Raw genomic sequence first — 17,276 nt, 5'->3', positions numbered from 1 at the left:
GCCCCGGGTTACCCCTCGGGGCGTTTTCTTTTGTCGCATCCCGGTCGGAGGGCGTTGCGCCTTGCAACAGTTCTGCAATAGTTGCTAATTAAACAAGCGTTCATTTCAGCGAACAGGAGCCCGTGATGGACTTTGCCCTCAGCGAGGAACAGACCGCCATTTTCGACATGGCCCATGCATTCGGACAGGATCGCATCGCGCCGCATGCCCGCGATTGGGAGCGCGAGGGCACCATTCCCAAGGAGCTGTGGCCGGAGATCGCCGCGCTCGGGTTCGGCGGGCTCTACGTGAGCGAGGAGGCGGGCGGCTCTGGCCTCTCGCGGCTGGATGCGACGCTGGTCTTCGAGGCACTGTCGATGGCCTGCCCCTCGGTTGCGGCGTTCCTGTCGATCCACAACATGTGCGCCAAGATGATCGACAAGTTCGGCAGCGACGAGATGAAGGCGCGGGTGCTGCCGAAGGCCATGACGATGGAGACGGTGCTGTCCTATTGCCTGACCGAACCCGGCTCTGGCTCGGATGCCGCCGCCCTCAAGACCCGCGCCGAGCGCACCAACGAGGGCTACACCCTCAATGGCACCAAGGCGTTCATCTCGGGCGGCGGATATTCTGACGCTTACGTGGTGATGGTGCGCAGCGGCGACGACGGCCCCAAGGGTATCTCAACCGTTTATGTCGAGGACGGCGCAGAGGGCCTCAGCTATGGCGGCTTGGAGGATAAAATGGGCTGGCGCAGCCAACCGACGCGGCAGGTGCAGTTTGACAGTTGCAACATTTCTTCCGCTAATCTGGTCGGAGAAGAAGGTAAAGGTTTCACATATGCGATGAACGGGCTGGATGGCGGGCGTCTGAACATCGCGGCTTGCTCGCTGGGCGCAGCACAGCAGGCGCTGAGCATGACGCTGAGCTACATGGCCGAGAGAAAGGCTTTTGGCAAACCCATTGACCAGTTTCAGGCGCTGCAATTCCGCCTCGCTGACATGGAGATCGAGTTGCAGGCCGCACGCACTTTTCTGCGGCAGGCGGCGTGGAAGCTGGACAACGACACACCCGACGCAACGAAATTCTGCGCCATGGCCAAGAAATTCGTGACCGAGGCGGGCAGTCGCATCGTCAACCAGTGCCTGCAACTGCATGGCGGTTATGGTTACCTGGCCGATTACGGGATCGAGAAACTGGTGCGCGACCTGCGGGTGCATGAAATCCTCGAAGGCACCAACGAGATCATGCGCCTGATCGTGGCGCGGCAGATGCTGGCGGACCAATGAGCGGTGATATCCATATCCGCAAGGACGGCCGTGCCGGGCGGATCACCCTGACCCGGCCCAAGGCCTTGAATGCGTTGAGTTACGACATGGCGATGGCCATCGAGGCGGCGCTGGATGACTGGCGCGACGACGCGGAGGTGGCGCTGGTGCTGATCAACGCCGAGGGCGACAAGGCGTTTTGCGCGGGCGGCGACATTCAGCAGCTTTACGACACCGGCCGCGCCGGGGATTTCGCCTTTGGCCGACGGTTCTGGGCCGATGAATATCGCCTGAATGCCAAGATCGCCGAATATCCCAAACCCTATGTCGCACTGATGCAGGGCTTTGTCATGGGCGGCGGCGTGGGCATTTCCTGTCACGGGTCTCATCGCGTCGCCTGCGAGAGCACGCAAGTGGCGATGCCCGAATGCGGCATCGGTCTGGTGCCGGATGTGGGCGGCTCGCTCTTGCTGGCGCGGGCACCGGGACGAATGGGGGAATATCTGGGGACGACCGGCACGCGCATGGGGCCGGATGACGCGATATATAGCGGTTTTGCAGATGTTTACGTGCCGCAGTTGAAGTGGGGCGACCTGATCGCAGCGCTGGTTGAAACGGGCGATCCGGCGGTGATCGATGCCGCCACCGAGACGCCTCCGACGGGCAATTTGCGCGGTATCGAGTCGCAGGTCGCCGCACATTTCGGCGGCGAGCGGCTGGGCGATATCGTCAATTCCCTGCGCGCCGAGGACAGCGAGTTCACCGCGCAGGCGCTCAAGGCGCTGTCGCGCGGCTCGCCGCTGTCGATGGCCTGCGCGGTCGAGATGATCCACCGTCTGCGCGGGTCCGATGCGGATATCCGCCGCGCGCTTGGCCTTGAATATCGTTTCACCTATCGTGCGATGGAAGAGGGCGATTTCCTGGAAGGCATCCGCGCTGCGATCATCGACAAGGACCGTGATCCGCACTGGCAACACGCGCTGGACAGCCTGCCGGGCACGGCGGTCGCATCCATGCTGATGCCCCTCGGGGCGGACGCACTGACATTCGAAAGGGAGGCAACGACATGAAGATCGGGTTCATCGGGCTGGGCAATATGGGCGGGCCAATGGCGGCCAATCTGGCCAAGGCCGGGCATGAGGTGACGGGCTTTGACATGGCCGACGTCAAGATCGAGGGCATCAAAATGGCGGGTAGCGCCGCTGCCGCCGCCGAGGGCGCGCAGGTAGTGATCACCATGCTGCCCAATGGCGATATCCTGCGCCGCGTGGCGGATGAGGTGATCCCGGCGATGGGGACGGGCGCGGTGCTGCTCGACTGCTCGACCGTCGATGTCGGCAGCGCGCGCGACGTCGCCGCGCAGGCGCAGGCCGCAGGGCTTTCGGCGCTCGATGCACCGGTGTCGGGCGGCGTCGGCGGGGCTGCGGGCGGCACGCTGACCTTCATGGTGGGCGGTGACGAGGCGGGCTTTAATATCGCCAAGGAACTCTTTGACATCATGGGGCAAAAGGCGGTGCATTGCGGCCCATCCGGCAACGGGCAGGCGGCCAAGATCTGCAACAACATGATCCTTGGCGCGACGATGATCGCCACCTGCGAGGCCTTTGCATTGGCCGACAAGCTGGGGCTGGAGCGGCAGGCGATGTTCGACGTGGTCTCGACCTCCTCGGGCTATAGCTGGTCGATGAACGCCTATTGCCCCGCGCCGGGCATCGGGCCCAAATCACCCGCCGATAATGGCTATCAGCCGGGCTTTGCCGCCGATCTGATGCTCAAGGATCTACGCCTGTCGCAGCAGGCCGCCGAGACGGTCAATGCCGACACGCCGATGGGCCGCGCGGCCTGTGATCTCTATGCGGACTTCGTCGAGAAGGAAGACGGCAAGGGGCGTGATTTCTCGGCCATGCTGCCGCGATTCGAGACGCGCGGACGCGGCTGATGGGATGGGTGGCGGGCGCGCCCGGCCTGCCCGTGCTGGAGCCCGACGCGGTGGCCCTGCTCGACCGGCTGAGCCCGATGCGCGTGCCCACGGGCCAAGTGCTGTTTCACCCCGGTGAGACGGTCAAGGGATTCGTGATCGTGCTCAAGGGCCGGGTCGAAGTGTTCCTGACCGGGGCTTCGGGGCGCGAGATGCTGCTTTACGCGGTGGAGCCGGGGCAAAGCTGCGTGCAATCCACGCTCGGGCTGATGGGCGGCGAGGACTATTCCGGCGAGGCGGTCGCGCGCAGCGACAGCGAACTGGTACTGGTGCCGCGCGACACGTTCCTGCATCTGATGGATCTCTCGGACGTGTTCCGCAAATTCGTCTTCGCCGCCTTCGCGCAGCGCCTGCAATCCATGATGCACCTGCTGGATCGTGTCGCCTTTCAACGGATCGAGACGCGGCTGGCGCAATGCCTGCTGGAGCGCGCCGAGGAAAACACGCTGAAGGCGACCCATGCCGAGATCGCGGTGATGATCGGCAGCGCGCGCGAGGTGGTCTCGCGCCGTCTCGATGCGCTGGCGCGGCGCGGGATCGTGGCGCTGGATCGCGGCGTGGTGCGCATTCTCGACGCCGAAACCCTGAGCGAGTTGGCCAGCCTTGATATGTGAAAACGGGGCGGCGCTGCGCGCCACCCCGTTCGAGTAACGGGCCTTGTGGATTTCGAGTGGGGTCAGGGACGCGGCGGCAGGATCACCCGGTCGACCACGTGGATCACGCCATTCGACTGTTTCACATCCGCGATGGTGACGTTGATCACCCGCCCGCGCTCGTCCTCGAGCATGATCTTGTCGCCCGAATAGGTCGCCTTGAGTTCGCAGCCGCCGAGCGTCGGCACGACATGCATGCCGCCATCATCGTCGATCATGCCCTTGATCGCCATGGCCATCGCATCGGCGCCGACGACGTGGCAGGTCAGGATCTGGGTCAGTTGTTTCTTGGCTTCGGGCTGCAGAAGCGCCTCGACCGCGCCGTCCTTGAGCATGCCGAAGGCGGCATCGGTGGGCGCGAACACGGTAAACGGCCCCTCGCCCTGCAGCGTCTCGACGAGGCCTGCAGCCTTGACGGCGGCGACCAGCGTTTCGTGATCGGCAGAATTGACGGCATTCTCGATGATGTTCTTTTCGGGATACATCTCGGCCCCGCCGACCATCGGGTTGTCCATCGCGGCAAGCGCCATGGTGGCGGTCAGGGCAAGCGCGCCGGTGGCTGCGAAAATCTTCTTGGGTGTCATGTCGTGTCTCCTCGGTTGGATCAAATGGCCTCCGGGCCGATGGGCCGAAGGTCACGAGGAGGCACGACACGAGGTGCGAAAGAGTTTCAGATTTTATTCGCAACCGTGTTGGAACCGTGTTGAGTGCATCGTTTTTGGCCTGAAGTGGACATAGCACCCCGCCAGAAGGTGCCGCGTGATCGCAGGGCCGGGGACTGGCGATGCGACGGGTGTGGCGGGTACTTTATGGCAGCCAAGTCATTGTAACATCGACTCGTTGTGCAACCCCTCAAATCGCCAGGCCGCGGGACGGCCCGGCGATCGCGCGGCACCTTCGGTGCGTTTCGCGCGGGATGCGGTAACGGCAGTTTCGGGCCAAAATCACCCCCGCACCGCCCTCAGACCGGCACCCTAGCTCTCCTGCACCGGTCCCACGGCGAGCACGTCGCCGGTCGGCGCACCGGTCGGCGAGCCACCTTCGGGCTCGTCGGAAATGGCCAGCACGGCCCCGGCGACGCGGCCGCGCAGATCGTCTGCAACCCGCAGGATCGCCTGCGCATCCTGCGGCATCACGCCAAGCGAGACCGGTGCGTCTTCTCCGGCGATCAGCCACAGTTCCAGCGCCCGCCCCGGGGCAGCCCCCCCGGCCTCGCGATCGACAAAGAGCGTGCCGGTCGCATCATCATAGACCGCCTGCACCACGAGACTGCCATCCTCTGCCGCGATCTGCGCCACATAGGGCGGATCGACCGGCGGCACCGGCCCGCGCTCGACCAGATCGGGCAGGCCGACGGCCAACACAAGCACTGCCGCCGCCGCGAGGCCACCGCCCCACAGCGTCAGCCGCCGCAGCCACGAGCCCCGTGCGCGGGTGTCAAACAGCCCCGCCTCGATCTGCTGCCAGACCCGGGCGGGCGGCGCTTGCGGTGTGATATCATCGGTCAGGCCCGCGAAATCCTCGGCCCATTGCGCATAGAGCGCCCGCAACTCGGGCTCGCGCACCATGCGCGCCTCGAACGCGGCCGCCTCCTCTGCCGAGAGCAGCCCGAGGGTGTATTCCCCCGCAAGGACCCGATCGTCCCGGTCTGGCTGGTCCTGATCGCTCATCGCGTCAGACACTCCCTCAGGCTCAGCAGGCTGCGGCGCAGCCAGGTTCGCATCGTGTTCAGCGGCACGTCGAAACGCGCCGCCAGATCGGCATAGGTCTCACCCTCGAGATAGGCGCGGCGCACCGCCTCTGCATGTTTGGCGGCGAGTTCCTCGAAACAGGCCACAAGCCGGCCCCGCTCGGAGGCGGCGACGGCGAGGGCCTCGGGCCCTGCCGCGTCATCGGCGATCCGCTCTTCCAGTTCCGCCGGTGTCTCGGCCCGGCGCAGCTTGCGTAGACGGTCCACCGCGCTGTTGCGGGCAATGGTGATCAGCCAGGTCATCGGGCTCAGCCCGTTGACAGTATACCTGTCCGCATTGTGCCAGACCTTGACATAGATCTCCTGCAACACCTCTTCCGCCTCCGCGCGATCGTTCAAGACACGCAGTGTCACGCCAAAGAGTTTCGCCGAGGTGGCACCATAAAGCGCCTTGAACGCGGCCCGGTCCCCCTGAGCCACGCGCGCTATCAGATTTTCAATGTCCGCGCGTGTCGTCATTCAACCGCCGAAGTCCTGTTCGAAGCCCAACTTAACACGCCTGCGCCATATGACCAGTCCTGCATGCCCTTGAGGCCAATCCAATCTTGCCCCTTCCCCTTGCCCTCACCTGCGATATGTTGCACGACGAGACGCAAATAACGACCCGATTGAAGGACCGGCGACATGGCTGACGGCACGATTGACATCAATGCGAAACCGACCGAGGAAATCTCCGTCCGCGACACCTTTGGCATCGACACGGACATGATCGTCAAGGGCTTCCCGGACCGCAGCGAGCGCGTGCCGGAATTCGATTCGACCTATAAATTCGACCCTGACACGACGCTGGCCATCCTCGCAGGATTTTCCCACAACCGCCGGGTGATGATCCAGGGCTATCACGGCACCGGCAAATCGACCCATATCGAGCAGGTCGCGGCGCGGCTCAACTGGCCCTGCGTGCGGGTCAATCTCGACAGCCATATCAGCCGGATCGACCTCATCGGCAAGGACGCGATCAAGCTGCGCGACGGCGTGCAGGTGACCGAGTTTCACGAGGGCATCCTGCCCTGGGCGCTGCGCAACCCGACCGCGATCGTGTTCGACGAATATGACGCAGGCCGCGCCGATGTGATGTTCGTGATCCAGCGCGTGCTCGAGGCCGATGGCAAGCTGACGCTGCTCGATCAGAACGAGGTGATCACCCCCAACCCGTTCTTCCGCCTGTTTGCCACCGCCAACACGGTGGGTCTGGGTGACACCACCGGCCTCTATCACGGCACCCAGCAGATCAACCAGGGTCAGATGGACCGCTGGTCGCTGGTCGCGACGCTCAACTACCTGAGCCATGACGCCGAGACCGCGATCGAGCTGGCCAAGAACCCGCTCTACAACACCGCCGAGGGCCGCAAGACCGTGAGCCGCATGGTGACGGTAGCGGACCTCTCGCGCACCGCCTTCATGAACGGCGGGTTGTCGACGGTGATGAGCCCCCGCACCGTGATCGCCTGGGCGCAGAACGCCAATATCTTCCGAAATGTGGGCTATGCGTTCCGGCTGACCTTCCTCAACAAATGCGACGAGTTGGAGCGCCAGACGGTGGCCGAATTCTACCAGCGCTGCTTTGACGAGGAACTGCCGGAAAGTGCGGCGAATGTGAACGTGCAGTAAAGCCGCGTCCGGGACATCATGAACAAACCCTCCGATAACCCCGCCGATCCGTTCAAGAAGGCGCTCGCCAATGCCACCAAGGTGATGGCCGACGATGCGGATCTGACGGTCAGCTACTCGGTCGATCCGGCGGGGATTTCGGGCGATGCGATGCGCCTGCCGCAGGTCAGCCGCCGGATGAGCCGCGAGGAAGTGCTGATTGCGCGCGGCACCGCCGATGCGCTGGCGCTAAGGCACAAGTTCCACGATGCCGCCCTGCACAGCCGCTATGCCCCGCCCGGCGACATGGCCCGCGATCTCTACGAGGCGATGGAAACCGCCCGTTGCGAGGCCGTGGGTGCCCGCGAGATGCCCGGCACCGCGACCAATATCGACGCCAAGATCGCGCAGGACGCCACGCGTCTGGGGTTTGAGCAGATCACCAATTCCGCCGACGCCCCCCTGCCCGCCGCCGCAGGCTACCTGATCCGCCACCTCGCGACCGGGCGCGACATGCCACCCGGCGCGCAGAACGTGATGGAGCTGTGGCGTGGCTTTATCGAGGAGCAGGCGGGCGGCACGCTGGAAAACCTGCAGGACACGCTTGCCGATCAGACTGAATTCGCGCGCTTTGCCCGGCGGATCATTGAGGACCTGGGCTATGGCGATCAGTTGGGCGAGGACCCCGACAGCGCCGAAGACGATCAGGAAGACGACGCCGAGGAGACTGGCGAAGAGCAGGAAGAGCCCGATAGCAGCGGTCAGGATGACAGCGACGAGGAAGAGGCCGAGGCCGACCCCGAACGCAGTCAGGACGAGCAGCAGGATGCGCAACAGGCGCAGGTCAGCATGGACGAGATGTCCGACGAGGAGATGGACGAGGAGACTGAACTGCCCGAGGGCGAGGCCCCGCTGGAGCCGCCCGCACCGCAGCCCATTTCCGACGCCGACCCGAATTACATCGTCTACAACACCGAGCATGACGAGGAAATCCGCGCCGAGGACCTGGCCGACCCGGTCGAGCTGGAACGCCTGCGCGCCTATCTCGATCAGCAGCTTGAGCCGCTGAAAGGGGCTGTGTCGCGTCTCGCCAACAAGCTGCAACGCCGTCTTCAGGCGCAGCAGAGCCGCAGTTGGGAATTCGACCGCGAGGAGGGCATTCTCGATGCCGGGCGTCTGGCCCGCGTGGTCGCCAACCCCACCACGCCGCTCAGCTTCAAGGTGGAAAAGGATACCGAATTCCGCGATACCGTGGTGACATTGCTGCTGGATAATTCCGGCTCGATGCGCGGGCGGCCGATCTCCATCGCCGCGATCTGCGCAGATGTTCTCGCGCGCACGCTGGAGCGGTGCTCGGTCAAGGTCGAGGTGCTGGGCTTTACCACCCGCGCCTGGAAGGGCGGGCAAAGCCGCGAGAAATGGCTGGCCGAGGGACGGCCGCAACTGCCCGGCCGCCTGAATGATCTGCGCCACATCATCTACAAATCCGCCGACGCGCCGATGCGCCGGACGCGCGACAATCTGGGGCTGATGATGAAAGAGGGCCTTCTCAAGGAAAACATCGACGGCGAGGCGCTGGAATGGGCGCATAAGCGCATTGTGGCCCGCAAGGAGGCGCGCAAGATCCTGATGGTGATTTCCGACGGGGCCCCGGTCGATGACAGCACGCTGAGCGTGAACCCCGCCAATTATCTCGAGAAGCACCTGCGCGACGTGATCGCCATGGTCGAGCGGCGCCGCCAGGTGGAATTGCTGGCCATCGGCATCGGCCATGACGTGACCCGCTATTATGAGCGCGCGGTGACGATCACTGATGCCGATCAACTGGCGGGCGCGATGACCGAGCAACTGGCCGCGCTCTTCGACAGCGATCCGCGCGCGCGGGCGCGGATGATGGGGATCAGGAAGGCGGTCTGAGGGCGGGTTTTGGGCTGATGCGGACATTTGAGTTGCAGGGCAAGCCGCGCGGTGCCCGACCGCGGGTGGGCGCTGCAACCTTGGTGGAGCGCACTTTATGGCAGCCAAATACTGCTACGATTGCACGGGTTTGTGACGTTTCAAAAGCGCCCGCCCGGGGGGCGGTCGGGCGCTGCGCGGCGGCGCGTTCCGCGCCTTGATTCCGCGCATTGGTTCTAGACGTCAACGGCGGCTAAGGGCCAACATCACCCCCGCCCTGCCCCGTTCAAGTACCCCCGGCCTGGCCCGTCACGGACCGGCGCACCATGTCCCAGTAGACCGCCTCGACCTGTGCCAGCGACAACCGGCCCTTTTCGCGGAACCAGGTGTTCACCCCCGTCAGCATGGCAATCAGCGCCATGCTGGCGATGCGCGGCTCCGCAACCACCATCACGCGCGCCTCGGCACCGGCGCGCAGGATCGCCTCGAGGCGCGTCTCGTAATCGCGCCGCAGACCCTCAATCAGCTCGAAATTCTCCGGGCTGAGATTGCGCAACTCCATGTAGGACACAAAGACCGCCTCGGCACGGCTGGTGTTGAAGCGGATGTGAAACCGGGTAAACGCCTCGAGCTGCGCCATCGCGCCGCCCGCCTGCGGGGCTTCGGCATCCCAGGCCGCCAGCAGGTCCTCCATATGGGTGCGCATCAGATCAAACAGCAGCGTCTGCTTGTCCGGCGTGTAATTATAGAGCGCACCGGCCTGCACGCCCACCTCGCTTGCGATCTGCCGCATCGAGACGGCGGCATAGCCATGGCGGGCAAAAAGCGAGAGCGCCGCTGCGCGGATGCGCGGACCGGTGATGTCGGAATGGGAACCTTGGGTGCGTGCCATGCCAACCGGTTTAACTGAACATATGTTCAGATCAAAGCCCCGCTTGCCCTGCCCCGCCAAAGAATGGCAAGAAAGACATCAACCGCCCGCCAAAGGACCGCCCGCCCATGCGCCCTCGTCTCTCTGCCGCCTTGGCCGCCCTCGCGCTTGCGCTCTTTGCCGGGTGTACCGAATTGCCCCCGCTGCCCGAGGAGGTGCGCGACAACCGCGCCGATCAGGCCTATCTCGACCTGGTCCCGGCCGGCGAGATCACCGGGCGGGTACCACCTCCGCGCAGCGACGACCGCACCGCCCCCGACCTGCAAAGCCGGGCCGACCGCTTGCGCGCCCGCGCGGCCCGTCTCGACGCCCCGGTGATCGACGCCGAGACGCAGGCGCGCATGCAAACCGGCGTCACCGAATAAAAACCCGCCCCCGACAGGTGCGCCCTGCGTTGCAAGGACCATCCGAACCCGTTACATCGCGCCTCAACCACAGGACAGTGATGATCGGAGAGCCCCATGAACACCCCCCTGCGCCTTGGCATAGCCGGTCTCGGCACCGTCGGCACCGGCGTCGTCCGCATCGTCCGGCAAAAGGCCGAGACACTCGCCGCGCGCGCAGGCCGTCCGATCACGATCAGCGCCGTCTCGGCCCGCACCCGCGACAAGGATCGCGGCGTCAACCTCGGCGATTACGCGTGGGAGGATGATCCGGTCGCCTTGGCCAAGCGCGACGATGTGGACGTGTTCGTGGAACTGATGGGCGGCTCAGACGGGCCCGCCAAGGCCGCGACCGAGGCTGCCATCGCGGCAGGCAAGGACGTGGTCACCGCCAACAAGGCGATGCTCGCACATCACGGCCACGCCCTGGCACTCGCCGCCGAAGAGGCCGGGCGCGTCATCCGCTTCGAGGCCGCCGTCGCGGGCGGCATCCCGGTGATCAAGGCCCTGACCGAGGGGCTGGCGGGCAACGACATCACCCGCGTGATGGGCGTGATGAACGGCACCTGCAACTATATCCTGACGCGGATGCAGGCCACCGGTCAGGGCTATAACGCGCTGTTCGAGGAGGCCGACAAGCTGGGCTATCTCGAGGCCGATCCCAATCTTGACGTGGGCGGCATCGACGCAGGGCATAAGCTGGCGCTCTTGTCCTCGATCGCCTTTGGTTGCCAGGTCGATTTCGACGGCGTGGCGCTCGAAGGCATTCAGGACATCACCCTCGACGATATCCGTCACGCCGCCGACATGGGCTACCGGATCAAGCTTCTGGGCGTGGCGCAGATGACCGGGCGCGGGCTGGAACAGCGCATGTCGCCCTGCCTTGTCCCGGCAAAAAGCCCGCTCGGACAGCTTGAAGGCGGCACCAACATGGTCGTGCTCGAAGGCGATCAGGTCGAACAGATCGTGCTGCGCGGCCCCGGCGCGGGCATGGGGCCGACGGCAAGTGCGGTGATGGGCGACGTGATGGATATCGCGCGCGGTTTCCGCCTCTCGACCTTCGGTCAGCCCGCCGCCACGCTCAAACCCTGCGCGCAGGCCAGCAGCGCCACACCCGCGCGCTATTACCTGCGCATGTCGCTTGACGACAAGCCCGGCGCGCTGGCCAAGGTGGCGACGCTGCTGGGCGAGGCGGGGATTTCCATCGACCGGATGCGCCAGTACCGCCATGACGACGCCACCGCCCCGGTGCTGATCGTCACCCACAAGACCAATCGCGACGCGCTCGATACGGCATTGACCGGCATCCGGCGGCTCGACGTGCTGGCGGGTGAGCCGGTGGCGCTGCGGATCGAAACCGTCTGAAACCCGCGCCCCGGCCCCGCCCTTGTGCGCGGGCGGCGCGGGCGCTAATGCTGCTTTGACCCATATTTGCAAGGACCATCTCATGACCTCTGACACCGCCTTCAACGACCGCACCCTTTCGCTCGGGTTGGCGCGCGTCGCCGAACAGGCAGCGCTTGCCTGCGCCGATCTCATCGGGCGCGGCGACGAGAAGGCCGCCGATCAGGCTGCCGTCAACGCGATGCGCGACCAGCTCAACATGCTCAGCATCAAGGGCGTGGTGGTGATCGGTGAAGGCGAGCGTGACGAAGCCCCGATGCTGTTCATTGGCGAAGAGGTCGGCACCGGCGAGGGCCCCGGCGTCGATATCGCGCTCGATCCGCTGGAAGGCACCACGCTCACCGCCAAGGCGATGCCCAATGCGCTGACGGTCATCGCGATGGCCCCGCGCGGCACGCTGCTGCACGCGCCCGACACCTATATGGACAAGTTGGCGATCGGTCCGGGCTATCCCGAGGGCGTCGTCTCGCTCGCCATGAGCCCGCGTGAACGGGTCGAGGCCTTGGCCAAGGCGCGCGGCTGCCGCCCGTCGGAAGTCACCGTCTGCGTGCTCGAACGCCCCCGCCATCAGGAGATGATCGCGGAGTTGCGCGAGACCGGGGCCGCCGTCTACCTGATCACCGATGGCGACGTGGCAGGCGTGATCCATTGTGCGGAATCCGAACGCACTGGCATCGACATGTATATGGGCACCGGCGGTGCCCCCGAGGGCGTGCTCGCGGCCTCGGCGCTCAAATGCATGGGCGGGCAGATGTGGGGGCGGCTGGTGTTCCGCAATGACGACGAACGCGCGCGGGCGCAGAAGGCCGGGATCACCGATTTCGACCGGGTCTATGCCCGCGACGAGATGGTCACCTCGGATGTGATCTTTGCCGCCACCGGCGTCACCGACGGCTCGATCGTCAAGGGCGTGCAGCGCCGCCCCGGTTTTGTCGAGACCGAGACCGTGCTGATGCGCTCGCGCACCGGCTCTGTGCGGCGGATGATCTATCGCAGCAAGCGTGATTGAGTTCGGGCCAGACAAGGGGGCGCTGCCCCCGTCGCCGCAGGCGGCGACTCCCCCGGAATATTTCCGGCAAGATGAAGCCGGGGCGCTGGCATGACGGCGTATCTGGGTGTGGAAAACTCGCTGACCGGGCGGCGCTGGATCGGACCGGGCGTGGAGGTGGACCGGCAGGCCGAGGCCATGGCGCAGGCCACCGGACTGCCGCGCCCGCTCTGCCAGACCCTCGCGCGGCTCGGGGTCGAGAGCGCCGGGGCCGAGACCTATCTCGCCCCGGCCCTGCGCGATCTGCTGCCCGACCCGCGCAGCCTGCGCGACATGGAAGCCGCCGCCGCGCGGGTTTTGCAGGCGGTGACGACGGGCGAGCGGATCGCGATCTTTGCCGATTACGATGTCGATGGCGGCACCTCTGCAGCCCTTCTGATCGACTGGCTGAACCAGATGCGCGCGCCCGAACCTACGCTTTATATCCCCGACCGGATCGACGAAGGGTACGGCCCGAACGAGCCCGCGATGCGTGATCTCGCGGCGCGGCATGATCTGATCCTCTGCGTCGATTGCGGCACGCTCAGCCATGACGCCATCGTCGCCGCAGACGCGGCCGACGTGGTCGTGCTCGATCACCATCTGGGTGGTGAGACGCTGCCGCCCGCACTGGCGGTGGTGAACCCCAACCGGCAAGACGAAAGCGGCGATCTGGCGCATCTGTGTGCGGCGGCGGTGGTGTTCCTGATGCTGGTCGAGGCCGGGCGTCAACTGCGCGAGGCCGACCGGCCAGGCCCCGACCTGATGGCGATGCTCGATCTGGTGGCGCTGGCGACGGTGGCGGATGTGGCGCCGCTGATCGGCGTGAACCGCGCCTTCGTGCGGCAGGGGCTGCGGATCATGGCGCGGCGCGAACGCCCCGGGCTGGTGGCGCTGGCGGATGTGGCGCGGATGGATGCCACGCCCAATGCCTACCATCTGGGTTTTTTGCTGGGGCCGCGCATCAATGCGGGCGGGCGCATCGGCAAGGCCGATCTTGGCGCGCGGCTGCTGGCCTGCCAGAGTGCCACCGAGGCGCGCGCCATGGCAGAGCGGCTGGATCAGCTCAACACCGAGCGGCGCGAGGTCGAGGCCATGGTGCGCGATGCCGCCCTGGACCAGGCCGAAGCGCGCGGCTTTGACGCGCCGCTGGTGTGGGCGGCAGGCGAAGGCTGGCATCCCGGCGTTGTCGGCATCGTCGCCAGCCGCCTGAAAGAGGCCGCCAATCGCCCCGCCATCGTGATCGGGCTGGAGGGGGACGAGGGCAAGGGATCAGGCCGTTCGGTCAGCGGCGTCGATCTGGGGGCCGCCATTCAGCGGCTGGCCTCCGAGGGGCTGCTCCTAAAGGGCGGCGGGCACAAGATGGCGGCGGGTCTCACCGTGGCGCGCGACCGGCTGGAGGAGGCGATGGCGCGGCTTTCGGATCTGCTCGCCCGTCAGGGGGCCGGTCAGGCCGGGCCAGCCGACCTGCGCCTCGACGGGATGCTGATGCCGGGGGCGGCGGCGATCGAACTGGTCGAGCAGATCGAGGCCGCGGGGCCGTTCGGGGCCGGTGCGCCGGGGCCGCGTTATGTCTTTCCCGATTGCCAGATCAGCTATGCCAAGCAACTGGGCGGCAACCATCTCAAGCTGCGCTTTGGTGACGGGCTGGGGGCGAGCCTCGAGGCCATCGCCTTTGGCGCGTTTGACGGGCCGTTGGGGGCCGCATTGACGGGCCATGGCGGCGCACGGTTTCACCTTGCCGGACGGCTCGACATCAACACATGGGGCGGTCGCAGATCGGTGCAGCTGCGCCTTGAGGACGCCGCTGCGGCCCTGTGATCCGCCCCCCGAGGCGGCGAAAAACCGGCCCTGACGATTTCTGCGAAACAGCCCCAAGTTTTTGTAAAATCCCTCTTGCGCGCCGGTCCGGATTTGCCTAGTTACGCCCCACAGCAGCGCTGGCCCGTTCGTCTATCGGTTAGGACGCCAGGTTTTCAACCTGGAAAGAGGGGTTCGATTCCCCTACGGGCTGCCACTTTCTCAGGATTTCGACAAGTCTCGCTCGGGTCCGGCGTGCATCTGCCGGATCGGCGTGGTGGCGCGTGATGTCCGGCTGGTCGGCGATCCGGGGTGCGGCGTGACTTGCGAATACCCTCCGGGCCGCATGCGCATGGATCTCTGTCGGGCAGCAATTTGCCAGTTTATTCCGCACCATGTCCATCAGCCTTACTGACGTTGCCCATCCCCGGCCCATTCCGGGCGGTTCGGCATCCCCCTGTTTTTCAGGAGACGCGGGCGCGGATGACCGCATCGACGGCCGTTGCGGTTTGCGCGCCCACGATGACCGGGTTGATCTCGACTTCGGCCACTGTGTCGCGCAGGTCCCAAGCCATGCGCGACAGTGCGGCGGCGGCGGCGGCCAGTGCCGCGGCGCCAAGGCGGGGGCCCCCGCGATAGCCCGACAACACGCGGGCGGCGCGCAAACCGGTGATCGCCGTTGCGGCCTCGGCGGCGGAGAACGGGGCCATCAGCAGAACATGTTCGTCCAGCAGGTCGACGAGCTGGCCACCGGGTGCGATGCGCACCGCCGGGCCAAACTCGGGATCATTGATCGCGCCCAACGACCACTCGGCACCCGGCGCGATCATTTCGGCGACCAGAACCTCGCCATGAAACCGGGTCGTCAGGTCATCATATGCGACCGCGACGGCCTGCGCCGTTGCAAGGCCGGGCTTGACCCCGCCACCGTCGGATTTGTGCGATAGCCCCGGCTGCGCGGTCTTGAGAACGACGGGGCCTCCAATCTTCCGGGCGAGGTCCAGCGCCTCGGCTCGTGACCCGGCGAGGCCATGCGACGGGCAGGCGATGCCATAGTCCGAAAAAAGCGCGTATCCCTCGGCCTCGCCGATCCAGTCGCGGCCACAAAGTGCCGCGCGCGAGTGGGCCGCGCGGGGGTGCGGCGGTTGGGGTGCACGAAACCGGGCAACCGGGCCATGATCCTGCAATGCGCGCACCGCCGCCAGCGCGTTCTGCATGCCGCTGATCAGCGGAATGCCCAGATCGGCAAACCTATCGGCAAGGCCCGCGTCATCGCTGCGCGAGAAATTCGACACGGCGGCGAGCGGTTTGACCGTCTGACGAAACGCGTCTGCCAGGGCTTGGGCGTGCATCTCGTGCAGGTCGTAGTTGCCGCGCCAGTTCAGCACGTAGAGCCCGGTGCCCACGCCGTCATCCGCCATCATCGCCGTGACCGCGCGGGTGTAGGTGTTTTGCGCGCCCTGCCCCGTGCCCCAGGCATCAAGCGGGTTCTCCGCCGCGATGCCCGGCTCGAGAACCGACTGGATCGCGGCCTTGGTGTCAGGGGACAGCGCGGCATAGGCAAGGCCGTGATCCTCGGCCATGTCGGCCATCAATTCGCGCTCGCCGCCCGAATCGTGGATCGAGGCGATACCCGGCGCGGTCACGCGCCGTCCTTGCGCGAAGAGCGCCAGCATCGCCGCCATCTCGTCAAGCGAGCCTGCCATGTGCCCGCCCAGCCGCCGCACCAGCGCGCGGAACACGTCATCATTGCCGACCAGCGCACCGGTATGCGAGATCGCCATGCGCGCGCTCAGCGCGGAGCGGCCGATCTTGAGGATCACGACCGGGATGTCGCGCACCGCCGCCGCCTCCATCGCCGCAATGAAACCATCGGGGTCGCGCACGGTTTCGAGAAACAGGCCGACGGTGCGGGTTTCGGGCCGGTTGACCATCCAGCGCAGGTAATCGGCGGCGGTGGTGACGGTCTCCGAGCCAGTGCTGACCGCCTGCGAGAGCCGCAGCCGCCGGTCGTTGTTCATCAGCGCCCCGAGGACCGAGCCGGATTGCGCGATCAACCCGATCCCACCCGGTTTCAGGTCGAGCGGCACCGGAAAGGGCGTGACCCTGAGGCCCAGGGCAACGTTGTGCACCCCCATGCTGTTGGGCCCGCACAGCGCCGCCCCACCCGCCCGGACACTGTCACCGATACGCTGGCGCATGGCCGCGTCGGGGCATTCCGAAAAGACCGTCAGCGCGCGCGCCCCGGCGGCCAGCGCCTCATCGACTGCGGCCTCGACCCGCGCGGTAGCCAGCGACAGAACGACATGCTCGGGCATCTCGGGAAGGTCGGCCAGCGTGGCGGCGATCCGGCCATCCGACTGCGCGGCCAATCGCGGATTGACCCGCATGATCCGCCCGGCATATCCGCCTTGCGTGACCATCCGGTCCAGCGCATGACCGTAAGAATCCGGGCGGTCCGAGACGCCGACAAGGGCGATGGATTTCGGTGCCAGCAACGCCGTCATAGCCGATCTCGGAAAGTTCTGGTCCTGCACGCCGCAGCCTCTCTGGTTGGATCAGACCGGATATTGGTCGCAACCGGCGGGCAGTTGAAATTCCGAATTGGAAACGAGAG

General features: G+C 66.1%; 15 protein-coding genes and 1 tRNA gene. 11 read left to right on the top strand and 5 right to left on the bottom strand.

The features are described from left to right. Nucleotides 1-125 precede the first annotated feature (125 nt). The 4 genes from RID11_RS04330 to RID11_RS04315 are packed head-to-tail and all read left to right on the top strand — an operon-like array spanning nt 126 to nt 3,839. A complete protein-coding gene (locus tag RID11_RS04330) occupies nt 126-1,268 on the top strand; it encodes an acyl-CoA dehydrogenase family protein (RefSeq protein ID WP_350136208.1) in 1,143 nt (380 codons plus the stop codon). Further along, nucleotides 1,265-2,317, top strand: coding sequence for an enoyl-CoA hydratase/isomerase family protein (locus RID11_RS04325; protein ID WP_350136207.1), 1,053 nt, complete (start codon nt 1,265-1,267; stop codon nt 2,315-2,317). Before RID11_RS04330 ends, RID11_RS04325 begins: the two co-directional genes overlap by 4 nt. Next, the gene (gene mmsB, locus RID11_RS04320; protein ID WP_350136206.1) at nt 2,314-3,186 is read left to right on the top strand and encodes a 3-hydroxyisobutyrate dehydrogenase; all 873 of its coding nucleotides are present in this window, start codon (nt 2,314-2,316) and stop codon (nt 3,184-3,186) included. Before RID11_RS04325 ends, mmsB begins: the two co-directional genes overlap by 4 nt. Next, nucleotides 3,186-3,839, top strand: a complete 654-nt coding sequence (locus tag RID11_RS04315) for a Crp/Fnr family transcriptional regulator (RefSeq protein WP_350136205.1) — start codon at nt 3,186-3,188, stop codon at nt 3,837-3,839. The genes mmsB and RID11_RS04315 overlap by 1 nt, the downstream gene beginning before the upstream one ends. 62 nt (nt 3,840-3,901) lie before the next feature. Here the strand turns inward: RID11_RS04315 and RID11_RS04310 are convergent, their stop codons facing one another. The 3 genes from RID11_RS04310 to RID11_RS04300 form a co-directional block, all read right to left on the bottom strand. Next, a complete protein-coding gene (locus tag RID11_RS04310) occupies nt 3,902-4,462 on the bottom strand; it encodes a fasciclin domain-containing protein (protein ID WP_350136204.1) in 561 nt (186 codons plus the stop codon). Nucleotides 4,463-4,852: 390 nt separating this feature from the next. Beyond that, nucleotides 4,853-5,548: an anti-sigma factor gene (locus RID11_RS04305; protein WP_350136203.1), complete on the bottom strand. Its 696-nt coding sequence runs from the start codon at nt 5,546-5,548 to the stop codon at nt 4,853-4,855. Next, nucleotides 5,545-6,087: a sigma-70 family RNA polymerase sigma factor gene (locus RID11_RS04300; protein WP_350136202.1), complete on the bottom strand. Its 543-nt coding sequence runs from the start codon at nt 6,085-6,087 to the stop codon at nt 5,545-5,547. Before RID11_RS04300 ends, RID11_RS04305 begins: the two co-directional genes overlap by 4 nt. Before the next feature lie 165 nt (nt 6,088-6,252). On the opposite strand from RID11_RS04300, the gene cobS reads away from it, so the two are divergent. Together cobS and cobT are read left to right on the top strand one after the other, a co-directional pair. After that, on the top strand, nt 6,253-7,239 hold the full coding sequence (gene cobS / locus RID11_RS04295) for a cobaltochelatase subunit CobS (protein WP_350136201.1): 987 nt from the start codon (nt 6,253-6,255) through the stop codon (nt 7,237-7,239). An 18-nt stretch (nt 7,240-7,257) separates the two neighbouring features. Then, nucleotides 7,258-9,135 (top strand): cobaltochelatase subunit CobT, encoded by a 1,878-nt coding sequence (cobT, locus tag RID11_RS04290; RefSeq protein WP_350136200.1) that lies wholly within the window; start codon nt 7,258-7,260, stop codon nt 9,133-9,135. Between the two features lie 265 nt (nt 9,136-9,400). Here cobT and RID11_RS04285 read toward each other — a convergent pair whose 3' ends face one another. After that, the gene (locus RID11_RS04285; protein WP_350136199.1) at nt 9,401-10,006 is read right to left on the bottom strand and encodes a TetR/AcrR family transcriptional regulator; all 606 of its coding nucleotides are present in this window, start codon (nt 10,004-10,006) and stop codon (nt 9,401-9,403) included. A gap of 107 nt (nt 10,007-10,113) precedes the next feature. Between RID11_RS04285 and RID11_RS04280 the strand changes: the two genes are divergently transcribed. From RID11_RS04280 to RID11_RS04260, 5 genes are all read left to right on the top strand, one after another. Then, on the top strand, nt 10,114-10,410 hold the full coding sequence (locus RID11_RS04280; protein ID WP_350136198.1) for a hypothetical protein: 297 nt from the start codon (nt 10,114-10,116) through the stop codon (nt 10,408-10,410). A gap of 96 nt (nt 10,411-10,506) precedes the next feature. Continuing rightward, a complete protein-coding gene (locus tag RID11_RS04275; protein ID WP_350136197.1) occupies nt 10,507-11,793 on the top strand; it encodes a homoserine dehydrogenase in 1,287 nt (428 codons plus the stop codon). 82 nt (nt 11,794-11,875) lie between these two features. After that, a complete protein-coding gene (gene glpX, locus RID11_RS04270; RefSeq protein WP_350136196.1) occupies nt 11,876-12,841 on the top strand; it encodes a class II fructose-bisphosphatase in 966 nt (321 codons plus the stop codon). Between the two features lie 90 nt (nt 12,842-12,931). Beyond that, complete coding sequence (gene recJ, locus RID11_RS04265; protein WP_350136195.1) at nt 12,932-14,680, top strand: single-stranded-DNA-specific exonuclease RecJ; 1,749 nt, start codon at nt 12,932-12,934, stop codon at nt 14,678-14,680. 121 nt (nt 14,681-14,801) lie between these two features. Beyond that, nucleotides 14,802-14,876, top strand: a tRNA-Glu gene (locus RID11_RS04260). Between the two features lie 247 nt (nt 14,877-15,123). On the opposite strand, the gene RID11_RS04255 is transcribed toward RID11_RS04260, so the two are convergent. Continuing rightward, nucleotides 15,124-17,196, bottom strand: a complete 2,073-nt coding sequence (locus tag RID11_RS04255; protein ID WP_350136194.1) for an acetate--CoA ligase family protein — start codon at nt 17,194-17,196, stop codon at nt 15,124-15,126. Nucleotides 17,197-17,276: the final 80 nt, after the last annotated feature.

The organism is Roseovarius sp., assembly GCF_040219995.1.
In the GTDB taxonomy this organism is placed as follows: Bacteria; Pseudomonadota; Alphaproteobacteria; order Rhodobacterales; family Rhodobacteraceae; genus Roseovarius.
Note: the sequence above shows the minus strand (reverse complement) of the source record. Positions and strands in the feature narration are given on the sequence as shown.